Annotated in this window: 11 protein-coding genes and 1 pseudogene; 5 read left to right on the forward strand and 7 right to left on the reverse strand. The window is 64.1% G+C overall.

Features of this window, described 5'->3' with window-relative positions; all coding sequences use genetic code 11:
• Positions 1 to 491: 491 nt before the first annotated feature.
• From ACOOHC_RS02125 to ACOOHC_RS02135, 3 genes and pseudogenes are all read right to left on the reverse strand, one after another.
• Complete coding sequence (locus ACOOHC_RS02125; RefSeq protein WP_420452366.1) at positions 492 to 1,205, reverse strand: DUF4391 domain-containing protein; 714 nt, start codon at positions 1,203 to 1,205, stop codon at positions 492 to 494.
• Entirely contained in the window at positions 1,202 to 4,465 is a 3,264-nt protein-coding gene (locus tag ACOOHC_RS02130; protein ID WP_420452367.1) for a helicase-related protein, read from the reverse strand. The genes ACOOHC_RS02125 and ACOOHC_RS02130 overlap by 4 nt, the downstream gene beginning before the upstream one ends.
• Before the next feature lie 88 nt (positions 4,466 to 4,553).
• Positions 4,554 to 5,563: pseudogene (locus tag ACOOHC_RS02135) on the reverse strand (IS3 family transposase); the annotation flags it as partial.
• 368 nt (positions 5,564 to 5,931) lie between these two features.
• Here ACOOHC_RS02135 and ACOOHC_RS02140 point away from each other — a divergent pair.
• Together ACOOHC_RS02140 and ACOOHC_RS02145 are read left to right on the forward strand one after the other, a co-directional pair.
• Positions 5,932 to 6,228 carry a transposase gene (locus ACOOHC_RS02140; protein ID WP_420452368.1) on the forward strand — a complete coding sequence of 99 codons (297 nt, stop codon included), beginning with the start codon at positions 5,932 to 5,934 and terminating at the stop codon, positions 6,226 to 6,228.
• Between the two features lie 50 nt (positions 6,229 to 6,278).
• On the forward strand, positions 6,279 to 7,115 hold the full coding sequence (locus tag ACOOHC_RS02145) for an IS3 family transposase (RefSeq protein WP_420452369.1): 837 nt from the start codon (positions 6,279 to 6,281) through the stop codon (positions 7,113 to 7,115).
• 27 nt (positions 7,116 to 7,142) lie between these two features.
• Here the strand turns inward: ACOOHC_RS02145 and ACOOHC_RS02150 are convergent.
• Together ACOOHC_RS02150 and ACOOHC_RS02155 are read right to left on the reverse strand one after the other, a co-directional pair.
• A protein-coding gene (locus ACOOHC_RS02150) for an IS3 family transposase (protein WP_420452370.1) occupies positions 7,143 to 8,263 on the reverse strand; the annotation gives its coding sequence in 2 pieces (ribosomal slippage) (positions 7,143 to 7,976 and positions 7,979 to 8,263; 1,119 coding nt in all).
• A 539-nt stretch (positions 8,264 to 8,802) separates the two neighbouring features.
• Positions 8,803 to 9,249, reverse strand: a complete 447-nt coding sequence (locus ACOOHC_RS02155) for a hypothetical protein (RefSeq protein WP_420452371.1) — start codon at positions 9,247 to 9,249, stop codon at positions 8,803 to 8,805.
• Between the two features lie 416 nt (positions 9,250 to 9,665).
• Between ACOOHC_RS02155 and ACOOHC_RS02160 the strand changes: the two genes are divergently transcribed.
• A complete protein-coding gene (locus tag ACOOHC_RS02160; RefSeq protein WP_420452372.1) occupies positions 9,666 to 10,493 on the forward strand; it encodes a GIY-YIG nuclease family protein in 828 nt (275 codons plus the stop codon).
• 209 nt (positions 10,494 to 10,702) lie between these two features.
• On the opposite strand, the gene ACOOHC_RS02165 is transcribed toward ACOOHC_RS02160, so the two are convergent.
• Positions 10,703 to 12,001 (reverse strand): ISL3 family transposase, encoded by a 1,299-nt coding sequence (locus ACOOHC_RS02165; RefSeq protein WP_420450218.1) that lies wholly within the window; start codon positions 11,999 to 12,001, stop codon positions 10,703 to 10,705.
• A 60-nt stretch (positions 12,002 to 12,061) separates the two neighbouring features.
• Entirely contained in the window at positions 12,062 to 12,805 is a 744-nt protein-coding gene (locus tag ACOOHC_RS02170) for a hypothetical protein (RefSeq protein WP_420452373.1), read from the reverse strand.
• 275 nt (positions 12,806 to 13,080) lie between these two features.
• On the opposite strand from ACOOHC_RS02170, the gene ACOOHC_RS02175 reads away from it, so the two are divergent.
• Both ACOOHC_RS02175 and ACOOHC_RS02180 read left to right on the forward strand, forming a co-directional pair.
• Entirely contained in the window at positions 13,081 to 14,103 is a 1,023-nt protein-coding gene (locus ACOOHC_RS02175) for a DUF1353 domain-containing protein (protein ID WP_420452374.1), read from the forward strand.
• A gap of 39 nt (positions 14,104 to 14,142) precedes the next feature.
• Positions 14,143 to 15,369 (forward strand): amidohydrolase family protein, encoded by a 1,227-nt coding sequence (locus tag ACOOHC_RS02180; protein WP_420452375.1) that lies wholly within the window; start codon positions 14,143 to 14,145, stop codon positions 15,367 to 15,369.
• Positions 15,370 to 15,519 lie beyond the last annotated feature (150 nt).

Here is a 15,519-nt window from a genome sequence, read left to right on the forward strand (position 1 = left end):
ATACAACGCAGAATGATGGCTGCAAGCACTTAGGGCGGAGGAAGTTTGCCGGGTCAGCGAGAGCTGCAGGTTCAAGCCGAAAGCGGCCGAAACGCTGGTCCGTGGTCGAGGCAATCCGTCCGCGTGCAGACAGCGGGTTGGCGTCATCCGTGTCGAAGAGCTCCGCCACCCAGAGCTTCCGCACGGTCCGGCTGAAGTGTCCGAATCCGAATCGATCAGTGGCTTTTCGAGGAGTGTTGGTCTGCCGGATTTCGGGGTGGTAGGGGTCTTGGACAGCGCGTTGCGGCTCATTCTGGGTTGGTGAGAAACATGGTTGCATTGGGGCGGCCCCTGCACGGCATCGCCGCACAAGTCCTGAGGTGTCCAGTCAAAATATCGCGGTGCTACTGGGCTGCGGTCTAGAGACTCAGTGTTCACCGTCGGGAACTGCATGGCTATCCGTGCAGTCTCCCGATAGGTGAAGTCGGCGGGATTCATCCTCCGTCGGTCCATCATGCTTCTGTGCGGATCTGTTGGTCCGCGTTTGGTCGGTCGGAATATCTGAGGGCTTCGAGTACCGCGACACATTCTCGCAGCTGTCGTCGCAGTTCAACCTTGCGGTTGAACTGCGACTCCGTTCGAAGCCGACGCTCCAAGGTAGCTATCTTGCGGTCGAGCTTGAGAAGTTCCTCGACACGCAACGTTGTTTCGGCGAATGGTTCTCCTGCTCGAGACTCCACTGGCAGCATCGGGCCGAGCAGCGCCGAGTAGAGAGCGGGTAGATCGAGAGCCGTGGGAAGTGGTGTGCGTTCCCGCTCTGGCGGGATCCAGTCTGTGGTGAAAGAGCCGGTCAGCATGGGCTTGGCGCCGGTCAACCGCTTGGGGGTTGCAACCATCCGAGTGCCAGCATTGCCGCCGCCGTTTCGTCTGACCTCGAAAATAACGGGGAACCGAACTGTCTTGTCGATGGCTGTGATCACCCCATTGCTCACGTCATTGCGTTTGGCGTCGATCACGAACACCTGGATCTCGGGAACGGCATCCGAGCCCCGCAGGTGAACGGTTGAGTCGGCCAGCTTGTACGCCCAGGTGATCCGCTGTACCTCGGCGACGAACTTGTCGCGGACTGCTTTTGTGATCGTGCCGTGCTCGTAGAACTTGGTCTTCGGCACGACACGGCCAAAGTGGGCCGATGCTGGCCAACGGTAGAGCGTCGACACCGTCACGGAGTGGCTACTTCGTTGGGCGCGATGATGGCGAGGAAGGCGATCAGTTCGAAGTCGTCGAGGCCGGCGATCGTCTGGGTAAGTGCGGTTGTGCCGCCGGCCGTGAACAGACTGTCGAGGTCTTGTTCGTCGGTGACGTCGATCATGGAGCGGATAGCCGAGGTCAGCAGCTCGGAGTACGGCGCCATGTCGCTGCCGTCGTTTGTTGCGTCGTTGAAGATTCGGCAGACATCAGCAATCGGTTCGCTGACGCCACGACATCCGGCCCGAATCAGATCGAGGAGGTGCTTGACCTCGGTGTGGTCGGCAATAACGTTGCCATTGTCATCGAGGTAGACGAGGTAGTGAGGGTGGAGGCGGTTGCCGCGGTTGATGTGCTCGTCTGCGATGACGTTCCTCAGCGCGAACAGCACTCCCGGTTGTAGTCCTTTGTGAGGCTGCGCCGTCACGACGGCGTGCAGGCCCTTCGGCGCGGTGGACGGGTCGCCGTACTCCTCGACGTAGCCGAGCAGATCCATTCGGAAGTCGTTCAAGCCCAGGTCGGTGATCGATACGCCAGTTCGAACATCCTCCAACTCGATGACTTCGTCCTGCAATCGTCGGAGCTGTTCTCGACGGAACGCCGTGTCGCTCGACTCCTGAGTGAGCACGTTGTCATCAGCGGTCGCGGCGAGGTCGGCGATGACCATGCGGTTCTCGACGCGCTCCTTCAGGTTGATGTACTCGTCGAGCGTGAGGTCGGGCCAGAAGTTGACGAGCTGGATCTCCGCGTTTGTCGAACCGATGCGATCGATGCGGCCGAATCGCTGGATGATCCTCACCGGGTTCCAGTGAATGTCGTAGTTGACGAGATAGTCGCAGTCCTGCAGGTTCTGGCCCTCGCTAATGCAGTCGGTGCCGATGAGTACGTCGATCTCGCTCACATCGCCCGGCATCGTCAGTTCACGTTGCTTCGACCTAGGCGAGAACAGAGTGAGGACTTGTTGAAAGTCGTATCCAGTGCCCAGCGGTGTACGTCCACCATGCCCGCCACCGGTGACCAGCGCAGCATCGAGACCGGCTGACTGCACGGCTGGGACCAACTCGCGATACAGGTACTCAGCCGTGTCGGCAAAGGCCGAGAAGATGAGCACCTTCTGGTTCCCATCGTTGATCGGGTTGGCGGCCTTGTCGAGCACAAGACGCTTCAGCTCGACCAGCTTCGAATCGTGCTCGGGAGTGACCCGGCGCATCACTTCCAGCAGCTCGCGAAGTGTTTCCCGATCATGCCAGAGATCGCGCTGCCACGATTCGACATCGACGTCGGCGAGGTCGATCCTGATCTTGTCGCCGAAGGCAAGCAGCTCCGCCTCGGCCTCGTCGTCGTCGGCGTCGAGGTCGGCAACGTCCACGTCAAGATCCGTGATCGATTCGTCGTGGCTATCGAGCTTCGTCAGGAGGCCGTCGACAGCTGACTCGATCTTGCCCAGCGTGAGCCGGAAGGCCTGGACCGAGCTCTCCAGGCGCTTCAACAGATTGACGGTCATGAGCTGCTTGAGGCCCTGTTCTCGACCGCTCTGACCCAGGTTGGCCCTGCTGCCGCTCGAACCCGCGTTGTACATGTCCTCATACTTCGCAATACGGCTCGGGAACACGTAGGCGAGCGGGGTGTACACGCTCAGGTTCAGCAGCTGGAGCTGCTCGAAGATCTCGTTGAATGACAAGACGTCGGGCAGGTCGGTGAGCGGCGTTCGCTTCGATATCGGCAGGCGGCGCTCAGGGAAGGCGCCGATCTCGGTCATGTCGTAGAACCCCTGGATGTGCTTTCGGGATCGGGCGATGGTCACCGCGTCCAGCAGCTCGAAGAAGTCGAAATCGAGCATGTCGAGAATGGCGCCGGCGGTTCGCTGACCGGCCGGCAGCTTCGACCACTCGTTGAACGCCCGTTGGGCGTCGCTGAACACCTTCTCGACCGTCGATGACAAGTTGAGGTGCTTGGCGAGATTGTCAGACTCACCCTCGTAGGCGAGCTGGAGCTGATTCTTCAGGTCGTAGAAACGGTTGTTCACCGGCGTCGCTGACAACATCAGGACCTTGGTCTGTACGCCTTCGCGCATGACCTGGCGCATCAGTCGCTGGTAGCGGGACTCCTTCTCCTCGGCGTAGTCCGCGTTGCGGAAGTTGTGCGACTCGTCGATCACCACGAGGTCGTAGTTGCCCCAGTTCACTCGATCGAGACGCATACCGAGCGACTCGCCCTTGTGACGGGACAGGTCGGTGTGCGCAAGTACGTCGTAGTTCAGGCGGTCGCCGGCAAAAATGTTCGTGGTGTAGTTGCCATTGTAGTTGGTCCAGTTCTCAGCGAGCTTCTTGGGCGCGAGGACAAGGACCGACTTGTTGCGCAATTCGTAGTATTTGATGACAGCGAGAGCGGTGAACGTCTTGCCGAGTCCGACGCTGTCAGCCAAGATGCAGCCGTTGAATGTCTCCAGCTTGTTGATCGCACCGATCGCTGCGTCGCGCTGGAAGTCGTACAACGCGTTCCAGATCGCCGTGTCTTGATATCCGGTTCTGTCGTTGGGGAGCACGTCCTCATTCACCTCGTCGAGGAAGTCGGCGAAGAGGTTGTAGAGGATCAGGAAGTAGATGCGCTCAGGTGAGTTCTCGGCGTACACCGAAGCGATGTGGTCGTGGACGATGTCCGTCACGTCTTCAAGCTGGTCGGGGTTGTTCCAGATCTGGTCGAACAGCTGCACGTACTGCGCTGTCATCGGCGCCTCGTCAAGCTTGCTCACCATGTTCGACACGGCGTCACCCGTCTCGTACCCGAGGTCGGCCGACGTGAAGCCGTGGAGGGGAAGATAAGCAGCGCGATCGTCGACGACGGCGAAGCTCTGCATCGGCGCACCCGTGCGATTCGAACGAAACCGCACTTTGCGGCGAACCCAATCAGCACACTCTCGAGCGATCGCACGCTGCGTCAACTGGTTGCGGAGTCGGACTTCGAATTCGCTGCCGAACAGTGCGGATTCGTTCTTTGAGGCGCTTGGGATGAAGAACTGACGTCGGGTCTTCGGGTTGTAGCCGGTGGCCTCTGCTTCGGTGAACGACGATGACGTGAACACGAACTCCAACTCGTCGATCTTCTCTAGTTCCTTACGGAGCGCCTCAAAGGCGAAGATCGAGAACGTCGAGGCGGCGATACGCAACTTCGACCCAGCGCAGACCTCTGCCTTGAGGTCATCTCCCAGAAGCTCGTTGATGTTGTCGATGATCCGCATGGCCTCGCCGAGTATCGCAGAGCCGTGACAGGCGTGCGCCTATCCCAGGGGTCGCGGCTTGCACCGAAACCTGCTGGGGTCGCCGGATCGAGCGGATCAGCGAATCGAAGCGCCAGCCGTTGAGGAGTTCGTCTCGGAGCCGACCGTTGGAGCTCTCGATCCAGGCGTTCTGCCACGGCGAGCCGGCGTCGATGAACATTGCGCCGGTGCCGTTGAATCGACACTAGTCATCGAGGGCGTGAGCGATGAACTCGGGGCCGTTGTCGAAGCGCACGAACACCGGTGCGCCACGTTCGACGGCGAGGCGATCGAGCACCGCAACGACGTGGTCGGCGTCGATGGATCGATCGACCTCGATCGCTAGGCACTCTCTCGTGTGCTCGTCGATGACGTTCAACATCTTCAACGTGCGACCGTCCGCGGTGGTGTCGAACTGGAAGTCCATGGCCCACACCACGTCGGGCCGGATCGGCGAGAACGCACCGACCTGGACCCCGATTCCGACGAGGCGCTTGCGGCGACGCCGCTGCGGCACCCGGAGCCCTTCATCTCGCCACAGACGGCGGATGCGCTTGTCGTTCACCGGGTGACCGGACCGGCGCAGCATCTTCGCAGCACGCCGCCAACCCCAGCGGGGCCGCTCGGTCGAGAACGCGCGCAGCCAGGCACGCAGCTCAGCCTCGTCGTTGGTCGGTGGCCGCTCCAGTCGCATCGTCGAGCGATGCAGGCCCACGACCGCGCAGGCTCGCCGCTCTGACACCCCGAACCGGGTACGCAACGCCGTGACGGCGTCGCGTTTGCGGTTCGGGGTCAGAAGTTTGCCGAAGCAATCTCCCGCAACATGTCCTTATCCAACTCGGCGTCAGCGAGGAGCTTCTTCAAGCGGGCGTTCTCGCCCTCCAACTCCTGGAGACGCTTCGCGTCGTTGGCCTTCATCCCGCCGTACTGAGCGAGCCACCGGTTCCACGTCGACTCGGCGATCTCAAGATGCCGACAGACCTCGTCGAGGTCCTGGCCGCCCGCGAGGAGCTTGTTGCCCTCCGCGAGCTTGCGGATGATCTGGTCCGGCGTGTGCCGCCGGCGCTTCTTCGAAGTCATGTCGTTGCTGATTCTTCCTGCCCGCAGGGCGGGCATCAAGAGACGCACAACGACTGGACCACTACAACGGGCTCACCTCAGCTGGCTACCTGAATTGGCGGGGCAAGTGCGTCAGGTCAGGGTTGGTGTTTGACCTGTCGTGGCCCGATGAGCATCACGAGTGTCCCTGAACGGCCTGACTGAGGCTGCTCAACGCGTTGAGATGCGGCGCAAGCAGCGGCGGGTCTGCTGCACGATCTGGTGACAGGTGGCGTTTGTTAGGCGACCTTGGCGGTCGGGGTCATGATGGTCTCGTATTCGATCGGTGATGTTGACCCGGTTTCTTGGACACCTGATTACGCGGGAGACCGTGTAGGAAGGAGGCCCAGATGGGTCGCCCGAACAAGTACCCCGATCAGTTCCGCAAGGACGCGATCGAACTCGCCCGATCGTCGGGTCGCCCGATCGCGGAGGTCGCCCGGTCGTTGAACATCGCGGAGGGCACCTTGTGGAACTGGGTGCGCGCTGCTCGCGATGCCGACAGCCGAGCAGGCGATCCTGCTGCGTTGTCGGAGTCCGAACGCGACGAGTTGGCCCGGTTGCGTAAGCAGGTGATCGAGCTGCAAACGGACAAGGAGATCCTTCGTCGGGCGGCTGCGTATTTCGCCCGCGAGACGATGCGGTGATCCGCTTCCGCTTCGTCCACGACCACCTCGGCGCCTTCGATGTCAAGCGGATGTGCGACCTCGTCGAGGTGCCCCGTTCGTCGTTCTACGCGTGGCTCACCCGCACGCCGTCGGCGCGCGACATCGCGGATGCCGAACTCCTGGTGACGATCCAAGACATCTACGAGCGCTCTCGCGGCAGCTACGGCGTGCCGCGCGTCTACGGGCAGTTGCGTCGTCGAGGTCACCGTGTCGCCCGATCCCGAGTCGCTCGGCTGATGCGCGCAAACCACCTGGTCGGGGCGCATTCGCCGCGCAAATGGCGACGCGGGCGCCCGGACCTGGGCGGGCCACCGGACCTGTTGAACCGGAACTTCTCAGCGTCGGCGCCGAACCAGCGGTGGGTCGCTGACGTCACCGAGTTCAAGACCGGCGAGGGCAAGCTCTACCTCGCCGGGATCCGCGACCTGTTCCACCGAGGCATCGTTGGCTGGGACACCTCCGGTCGCCAAGACACCAACCTCGTCGTCGCCGCGCTCGAGATGGCGTTGGCCCGCACGGGCAACCCGGCCGAAGTGATTCACCATGCCGACAAGGGCTCGATCTACACGTCGCTGGACTTCGCGTTCGCGGCCGGCAACGCCGACATGTCGCTGTCGTTCGGTTCCACCGGCGACGCCTACGACAACGCCGCTATGGAAACGTTCTGGGCTCGATTGAAGGTCGAGATCGCGTGGATCCGAGGCAGCATCTGGTTCGACACCCGCGCCGAGTGCCACGCCTACCTGTTCGAGTTCATCGAGGTCTTCTACAACCGGCAACGACACCAGAGCGGCCTCGATCACCTCACCCCAACCGAATACGCTGACAAGTGGCGCCACGACCACGGCCAGCCGAATCCGTCATAACCCCGTGTCCAAAGAACCGGGTCAACATCACGGGGTCAACCGGCCGAGGCGGGGCTGTCGCCGGCGGCGGTGGTAGGTGCGTTCGATCCAGGTCACGATCTCGATCCGCAGCTCTTCTCGGGTGGTCCAGGTGCGCCGGTTCAGCACGTTCTTCTGGAGCAGTGAGAAGAACGATTCCATCGCGGCGTTGTCGCCGGCGGAGCCGACTTGGCCCATCGAGCCGACCATGCCGTGACGGATCAACGCCTGCTGGGCTTTCCGTGAGCGAAATTGCGATCCTCTGTCGGAATGCAGAATGCAGCCGGCCACGTCACCGCCTCGACGCGCAGCTGCGTTGTCGATCGCCTGGACGGCGAGGCGGGCCTTCATGCGTGAGTCGATCGAGTAGCCAACGATCCGGTTCGACCAGACGTCTTTGATCGCGCACAGGTAGAGCTTTCCTTCTCTCGTCCAGTGCTCGGTGATGTCGGTCAGCCACAACTCGTCAGGCCCGGCAGCGGTGAAGTCGCGCTTCACCAGGTCGTCGTGCGCAGGAGCGCCCGGCTTCGATACCTTCGACTTCTTCTTGCCAAACACTGACCACCACTGGTTGTCGCGGCAGATTCGCCACACGGTTCGGTCGGCGACCTCGAAGCCGGCGGTTCGAACTTCGTCGGCCAGGAATCGATATCCGAACTCCGGGTCATCGACATGGGCGTCGAAGAGGGCGTTGGTGAGGTGCGCTTCGTCGAGCAGCGCGTCGGTGACGGGCTCGTGGCGCCAGCGGTAGTAGTCCTGGCGGCAGAGCTTCAACACCCGACACGTCACCGTGACGGGGATCCCATCAGCAGCGAGCTCTGTCACGAGCGGGTAGATCCTTTTCCCGGCAGGTTCGCCTGAGACAGATACGCAGCCGCTCGGCGCAGCACTTCGTTCTCCTGCTCGAGGAGCCGAATGCGCTTGTTCGCTTCGCGTAGCTCGGCGTTGTCGGCTGTGGTCTTGCCGGGCTTGGTGCCGGCGTCGACAGCGGACTGGGAGAGCCAGTTCGACAGGGTCATCGGGTGGATCCCGAAGTCCTTCGCGATCTGCTCCAACGTCACCCCCTCTTCGCGGTTCTGGGCGACTCTCACGACATCGTCGCGGAACTCCTTCGGGTAAGGCTTCGGCATAGCAACATCCTTCCAGGCCCGCCTCGAGGGCAAGCCAGATCAGATGTCACCGAACCGTGCAGCAGACCCCAGCCTCGCTCGGAGGGCTCACCTATTCAGCGGACCAACAATCCCGTCCCGCCAGGGACAACGTTCCCGGTCGTCACAACTAGAGGTTGAAGCGACGTACGTCTACCGGAGCACCGACGAGCACAAACATCGCCTCCCGAGTGTGGTGCTCAGAGATCGCGAACTCGCGATCATCGCCGATGTTGCGTCGAAGGACGGGCCGCCGCCGGACGGCGCGGATCTCGTCCGGTGTCGCAAGCGGGGTCCGGAACCAGGTGTCTCGGCCCTGGGATGTGATGGCGACCCAGGGCCCTTCGACATGCCAGCGGGACCCGTCGTTCCCGAGTGGCCCATGCTCGTCAGCGTAGAACTCAATCCGCAAGTTCACTTCGATCCAAACATGCCGAACCTCGGCTTTCAGATGAGAGGCGTGCTCAGCGACCGGACCGACCAGAAACCTCAGTCTCTCGTATGCCTCCTCGGGCGCCATCTCAGTCAGACCCCAGCTTGAAGGGTCCGAGCGCTGCACGCAGCGCCGACCCCGGCGCTTGAGAGCTGTAGCCGCCGGCGTCGACCCACGACGCAGTCTTGAGCCAGTCCGTGTGCCCTCGGCACAGTTCGACCAGAACGTCGTGCGCGACGATGTGCCACTCGCCGCGTATCGGGAACGCCATGTGCAGCCCACCCCCGAGATACTTCTTTGCGATGGTCGTCCGTCCCTTGAGCTGAACCTTTAACGTCTGATCGCCGTCCTTGTGGTACGCGAGAAAGTCTGCACCCTTCCAGTCGTCCGCAAGCTTGATGCAGTTGAAGCCATGATCTGCCAGCAGCGCAGCGACCTTCTGAAAGTTGTAGATCTCCTTCTGCTTTGCTGACAGCGTCGAATACACGACCCGGTCGGGCAGTCCGTGCGAGAGGCCTTCGTCCTCAAGTTTCATACCACCCGTGTTTACCACCACGAGCCCGCACATGTCCGAGGCCGCCGACGACTGCGATCACCCGAAGTCCAACAGCCTACGCGATGCTTGCGCCTGGCGCTCTCATCAGACGATCGTCACCTAACGCCGGCTCAGTGACCGTGGCCGAGCGGCACCATGAAGGCACCCAAGCGGCGACCCTCGTGGGCCAGCCCACCACGACGACGACTACGACCACACCATCGATAACGACCACGACGCCGTCACGGACCCAGCAAAAGCCGAGCGTCCAGGGTGCCCCCTACCGCCTACTCGTGGGGATCGAACAGGGTGCCCTCAAACGCCGGGAGGGGACGCAACCATCTCACGCATATGAAGATCGGTTCGATGGTGCGCATTTCGAAGACGGGTTGCGGTGAAGTCCGTACGATCGAGCGATGCAGCAGATTGCACTCGGCTCCCTTCTTCCAGCGGACTTCGACGCGACAACGTGCAAGCTGCACTGCGCAGTCTTCAACGGCGAGGAACACCCCATCGACGTCCTGGCCAACGACCCGGCGGAGTGGCAGGGGTGGAATTCGTGGCGCAGCGTCAACAACGACTTCAACCGGCAACTCATCTTCTCCCTCGCGCAAGATCGCCACGACCCGACGCTGTGGCTGTTCGGTGGGATCTGGGAGGTCGTCGGAAGGCGTCCGGAGCCGCACGCCCGCTCGTACGACGTTGTAGCTCGCAACGATCTGATGGGGTCGTTCGTCCGCCGTCTCTACGTCAGACTGCACCTGACTGGTCGACAGAGGCGCAGAAACATGGAGTCGTGCCTCGACGAGATGACCGTGTCGTCGATCCTCGAGGAGGCGTTCGTCGGTGACCCTTTCCCCGGCCACGGCCGCATCAACCACACGCTCGCCGATCTCCAGGTCATCGTGAGCCAGCAGCGACCTGACTGGCGGATTGCACTCGAGCACATGAAGGGCGTCTACGTCATCCATGACCAGACGACCGGCGCCCGGTACGTCGGGTCGGCCTACGGCGACACCGGCATCTGGCAGCGGTGGAGCACCTACGCCGAGACTCTCCACGGGAACAACGTTGGTCTCAAGGAACTCATGGACGAGAAGGGAGCGGACCACTTTCGCGCCAACATGCAGTTCGCCCTGCTCGAGTTCTGGTCCATGCGTACCGACGACAGTCACGTCTTGGAACGGGAGTCGTACTGGAAGGACGTCCTCCACGCTCGATCACTGGGCCACAACAAGAACTGATTCCGTCCGGCGGCACCTACGCCGTTCGGTTTTCTGCTCGACTCGGGCGAGTTCTGGACGCTATTCGTCTACCGGGTTCCCCGCCGGTGAAGGGTCCGCAGACGGTTGTTCCTGTCGCTTGGTTGGAGATGCAGTGTCGCTCTTGCCGCGTCGGCGCCGAGCAGAGCCCCTAAGTACTTAGTTGTCGGGGTTGGCGTAGAAGTCGGGCTCTACGCGGCTGAGCGTGGTGGGTGGCTTCGCAGTCGTGCGGTGGGGTGAGTGTGCCAGTCGACGCCTGCGTGGAGCAAGAGGCGGAGTCGGTAGTTGTCGAAGCTGGCGAAGCCGTGGCCGACTCGTTTGATCTTCTTGATCAGCAAGTTGATGCCCTCGGTCGGCCCGTTGGAGAGTCCGCCGGTGGTGTGGAACGCGAGGATCTCGGTCTCCCACGAACTGATTGTCTTGGCGAGGCGGACGAGTTCGCCGACCTCGGCGTCAGCCACGAACGTGTAGAAGACGTGGAGTCGTTGGCGGGCCTCAGCGAGGGTGCCGGCGGTGTAGATCTCCCGAACGAGTTCCTTGCCCAGCCAGGCTGCTCCGACCTCGCCGTAGCGGTCACCGACCAGTCCCGCCTCGACGCGTTCGAGCTGGCGTTCGGTGAGGCGTTCGTAGCCGCGTAGCAACAGTCGGCGAATGCCGTAGAGCGGATCACCGGTGCGGCCTCGGTGCCCGAGGGTGTCTTGTTGCACCCGTCTGCGCACGTCGTCAACAGCGCGGTTGGCGAGCCCGACAGCATGGAACCGGTCGACAACGACGACCACGTCGGGCAAGGTCGCGGTGAGCCCGTTGGCGTAACCGCGGTGCGGATCGAGAGCGACCTGGTCGATCCCGGCCAGCCAACCAGCGGGTTGTTGTGCGAGCCAGGAATCAACAGCAGCACCGGTCCGGTCCAACACGACGTCGAGGAGTCGCGGTCGGGCGAGGTCGACGAAACCAGTGATGTAGCTCGTGTGACCGCGATGCTTCGATGGCCGCTGGAACGCTGTCTCGTCCAGGCCGAGCTTGGTGACATGGCCGATTCGATCGGGGTCGTTGACGAGGCGTCGGCCGTGCACGTTGACGGCGTTCATCGCGCACGCCCAGCCGACACCGAAGTCGCGGCCGACCGCCGCGACCGAGTCGCCGTCCTCGCCGACCCGGCGACAGATCTCGAACCCGGCCCGCTCGGTCAGCGACGCCCGAGACGCGATCGCGTCGAGGGTCTCGGTCCACGTCACCGTCGCACACAGCGGCTCGCGGCAGCGCCAGATCCGCTTCACCCAAACGAGCACCGTCGCTCGTCCCCACGTCGCCAGATCGCGCACCCTGACACGCCGACGGCCGTGCGCTTTCGCGATCACTCCGCACGAGCGGCACCCGACCCGGTCGTTGGTTGTCTCGATCGTGATCGTCACCTCGACGCCGACCTCGACAGCGCAGATCCGCACACCAATCAGCCCGAGCAGCGCGTCCGCGTTGCTACCTTCAATCATCCCGTGGTCTCCTCGTCTCGCAGTTGTGGAAGACCGCAAGACTTGCGAGGCCACGGGACCTCAACAGTGGATGCTCAAGAAACCACCACCACGCTCAAGCGCGAAGAGCCAGAAGTCGTGTTCTTCCTGTCGGGTCATTTTTTTTGTCACCGATCCGGAGCGTTCGATGTCGAACTGGCGCAGCGTCAGCCCGGCGAGTTCGACGAAGCGGAGGCCCGACGCGGCGGCTGTCCAGATGAGCGCGTTGTAGCGAGGAAGGATGGCGTTTGCCAATGCAACGACCTGGTCCCAGTTGAGCAGCGGCCGTTCGATCATGTGCTCCTTGGATGCGCCCCGAATGCGCGCCGGGTTCTTGGAGAGCAGCCCGTCGTCGACTGCGGTCGTGAGGATGGTGCCGAAGAGCCGGTAGATCTTCGAGAGCGAGTTCGGGTGCAAACTCGACTGGAAGAGTTGGCCGTGCCAGCGCCGCACGTCGACCGGTGTGATCTCGGCGAGTTGCGCTCGCCCGAACGTCGGCAACAGATGAGTGAGTTGCGACTCGAGGGTCTGGCGGGTGCGTGGTCTGATCGATCGTTGGTCGAGCCACCAGCCCGAGTACTCGGCGAAGGTGACCCGACCCGCCGCTGGGTCGAAGAAGTTGCCCCGTCGGATGTCGGTCTCGACACCGGCGAGGAATGCTCGGGCGTCGCCCTTCGTGGGGAAGGTCGTGTCGCCGGTGATGCGGCGGCCGAGGTGGAAGTAGCGGACCTGGAACCGGCCGTTGGGGAGTTTGCGGATCGAGCCGAACTGACCGTTGGTGCTCATTGATGCCTCCTGCAGTCCCGTGCTGTGGGCACGCAGTGGGCACGACAAGCCTGTTGGCGAGGCATCTCCGACTCAGATCAGATCGAAACCTGGCCCCTGAGCTGGGGATTCATCACGAGTATCGTCCGATCAAAATCGCTGTCCAGTCGACCTTCGGTCAGTTGGGAAGCTGATGTTCTACCATTGAACTACATCCGCGAAGGAGCCTGGTCCTCGCCGCCGCAAGGCGGATCGACGAATGCCGGACCAGGCGGGGGACCTGGGGAGGAGCGTCGATGGAGGAGGTGGAGGCCGGGGAGCCGGTGACCGCGGCGGAGGCGGTCGCGATGGTGGAGGCCGCCGGGTTCCCACCGACGGCGCTGATCGCGTTCCCCGACGGGATCGAGGCCCCGGCGCACCCCCACGACACGGGGTTCTTCGACCTCGACGACCCGTCGGAGATGCCGGCGATCGAGCTCCACCGCCAGCAGCGGTGCCTGGAACACGACGAGCAGGCGAACGTCGTCACCAGGGCGGTGCGCTGGTTCGTGCGATCCGCCACCGGGCACGTGCGCGAGGAGTTCTCCCTCGGCCGGCACATCGCCTACGTCGACTCGAAGGTCGGCGTCGTGATCGTCCCCGCCGACCTCGGCCCGTTCCGCACCGACCTCACCTCGGTGCCCCGGTTCTTCGCCTGGCTCGTCCCGAAGACCGGCCTCCACCTCCCGGCCGCCATCCTCCACGACGGCCTCGTCCACGACGAGGCCGAACCGCGCACCTACATCGCACCCGACCTCATCGAGCGCGAGACCGCGGATCGCATCTTCCGCGACGCGATGGGCGACCTCGGCACCTCGCTGCTGCGTCGGTGGTTGATCTGGACGACCGTCATGCTCGCCACCCTCACCTCGGCGCGCGACCGCGCCCGGTGGATCCCGACGATCGCCGCGACCGCGATCCTCGTCGTCGCTCTCGGCACCCTCGCCACCATCGACCTCCTCGACCACCGCGACGTGCTGCCGTGGATGGGGGAGCGACCCCTCGTCGTCGAGCTGGTGACCGGTCTGATCGCGGCGATCGCCGTCGCCACCGTCGTCGCGCTCGCCTGGGGACGGCTGTGGATCGCCGGGTTCATCAGCGCGACCGCGGTCGCGTTCCTGTTCCACGTGACGGCGCTCATCGTCGTGGTGTCGTCCACCATCGGCGTCCTGGAGGGGGTCGGCGACCGTGACGGCCGCAAGGTCGTCGCGCACGGCCTCGTCCTCACCGTCGTCGGCGGCGCGGTGCTGGTCGTCGCCGCCCTCGCCCAGCCGGGCTGAGCACCACCGCGTCGTCGCGGCACACGCGAGACTGTCGCGATGGCCTACATCGATCGACCACGGGTCCACGACGCCGACGCCCACATCATGGAGCCGCCGAACTGGCTGCGCGACCACGCCGACCCCGACGTGCGCGAGAAGCTCGAGATCCCGGCCTACGCGAACGAGCTGGCCCAGACCGGCGAGGCCGGGGTCGCGGCCCGCCTCGACGACGCCGAGCTCGACGCGATCTTCGCCCGCCTCACCGACCGCCACCGCTCCGAGGAGTTCCTCGACGACGAGGACGTCGAGGTGATGGACCGCAAGAACTTCGCCGCCACCGGTGCCTTCCTCGCCGAGGACCGCCCCCGCGTGCTCGACTACATCGGCGTCGACAGCCAGCTCCTGTTCAACACCTTCCACAACTCGCGCCTGCACGCGTGGGAGCACCCCGACGCCGACGGCCACCTCGACCTCGATCTCGCGTACGGCGCGGCACGCGCCCACAACCGGGGCATGGTCGAGTTCTGCTCCGTCGACGACCGACTGCTCGCCACCTGCTACGTCCCCCTCGCCGACTTCGAGCGCTCCGCCGCGATGGCGGGCGAGGCGATCGAGATGGGCGCCGCCGCGCTGCTGGTCGCGTCTGGCTGCCCGGCCGGGCACTCGCCGTCGCACCGCTCCCTCGACCCGGTCTGGCGCCAGGCGGAGGAGGCCGGCATCCCGATCGTGTTCCACGTCGGCGGCACCGGCGACCTGATCCACCCCGACTACTTCGTCAACGGGCTCCCGGTCCCGCCTGACTTCCACGGCGGCGAGGAGAACTTCCGCTCCGTCGACTACATGGCCATCCCGTTCCCGCCGATGCAGACGCTGGCGACGATGATCTTCGACGGCGTCCTCGAACGCCACCCGCAGCTCAGGGTCGGCGTCGTCGAGCAGGGCTGCATCTGGCTGCCGAGCTGGCTCAAGCAGATGGAGTCCGCGATGGACGCCTTCGGGCGTCACGAGGAGCGGCTGCGCCAGCTCTCGCTCACCCCGCGCTTGTACGTCGAGCGCCAGGTGCGCGTCACCCCGTACCCGACCGAGGACGTCGGCTGGGTCACCGACCAGGTCGGTCCCGACATCTTGATGTTCAACACCGACTACCCCCACGTCGAGGGCGGGCGCCGCCCGTTCGAGCGGTTCGAGCGCAGCCTCGGCGGCCGCTCCGAGGAGATCCGCGACCGCTTCTACGCCGACAACTTCGTCGACCTCATGGGCTCCGCCGTCGGCGCCCTCGTCTGACCACCGGGTCGGCGGGGCGGGCAGCACCCGATCGGCGCACCAGCGCGTGCCCGACCCGACGTGCGCCCTCCGCCCCGGCGTGAGCCGCCCGACCCGACGTGCGCCCCGCCCGGCTGCTCGGGGCACGTGGCGCCCGGCGCTCCGTAGGAT

The sequence above is a fragment of the Ilumatobacter sp. genome (assembly GCF_965215205.1).
Taxonomy (GTDB): Bacteria; Actinomycetota; Acidimicrobiia; order Acidimicrobiales; family Ilumatobacteraceae; genus Ilumatobacter_A.

Coding starts and splice junctions, on each gene's coding strand:
- ACOOHC_RS02130 (WP_420452367.1), bottom strand. CDS start 4,465: ATGCGGATCATCGACAACATCAACGAGCTTCTGGGAGATGACCTCAAG.
- ACOOHC_RS02140 (WP_420452368.1), top strand. CDS start 5,932: ATGGGTCGCCCGAACAAGTACCCCGATCAGTTCCGCAAGGACGCGATC.
- ACOOHC_RS02145 (WP_420452369.1), top strand. CDS start 6,279: ATGTGCGACCTCGTCGAGGTGCCCCGTTCGTCGTTCTACGCGTGGCTC.
- ACOOHC_RS02155 (WP_420452371.1), bottom strand. CDS start 9,249: ATGAAACTTGAGGACGAAGGCCTCTCGCACGGACTGCCCGACCGGGTC.
- ACOOHC_RS02160 (WP_420452372.1), top strand. CDS start 9,666: ATGCAGCAGATTGCACTCGGCTCCCTTCTTCCAGCGGACTTCGACGCG.
- ACOOHC_RS02165 (WP_420450218.1), bottom strand. CDS start 12,001: ATGATTGAAGGTAGCAACGCGGACGCGCTGCTCGGGCTGATTGGTGTG.
- ACOOHC_RS02170 (WP_420452373.1), bottom strand. CDS start 12,805: ATGAGCACCAACGGTCAGTTCGGCTCGATCCGCAAACTCCCCAACGGC.
- ACOOHC_RS02175 (WP_420452374.1), top strand. CDS start 13,081: ATGGAGGAGGTGGAGGCCGGGGAGCCGGTGACCGCGGCGGAGGCGGTC.
- ACOOHC_RS02180 (WP_420452375.1), top strand. CDS start 14,143: ATGGCCTACATCGATCGACCACGGGTCCACGACGCCGACGCCCACATC.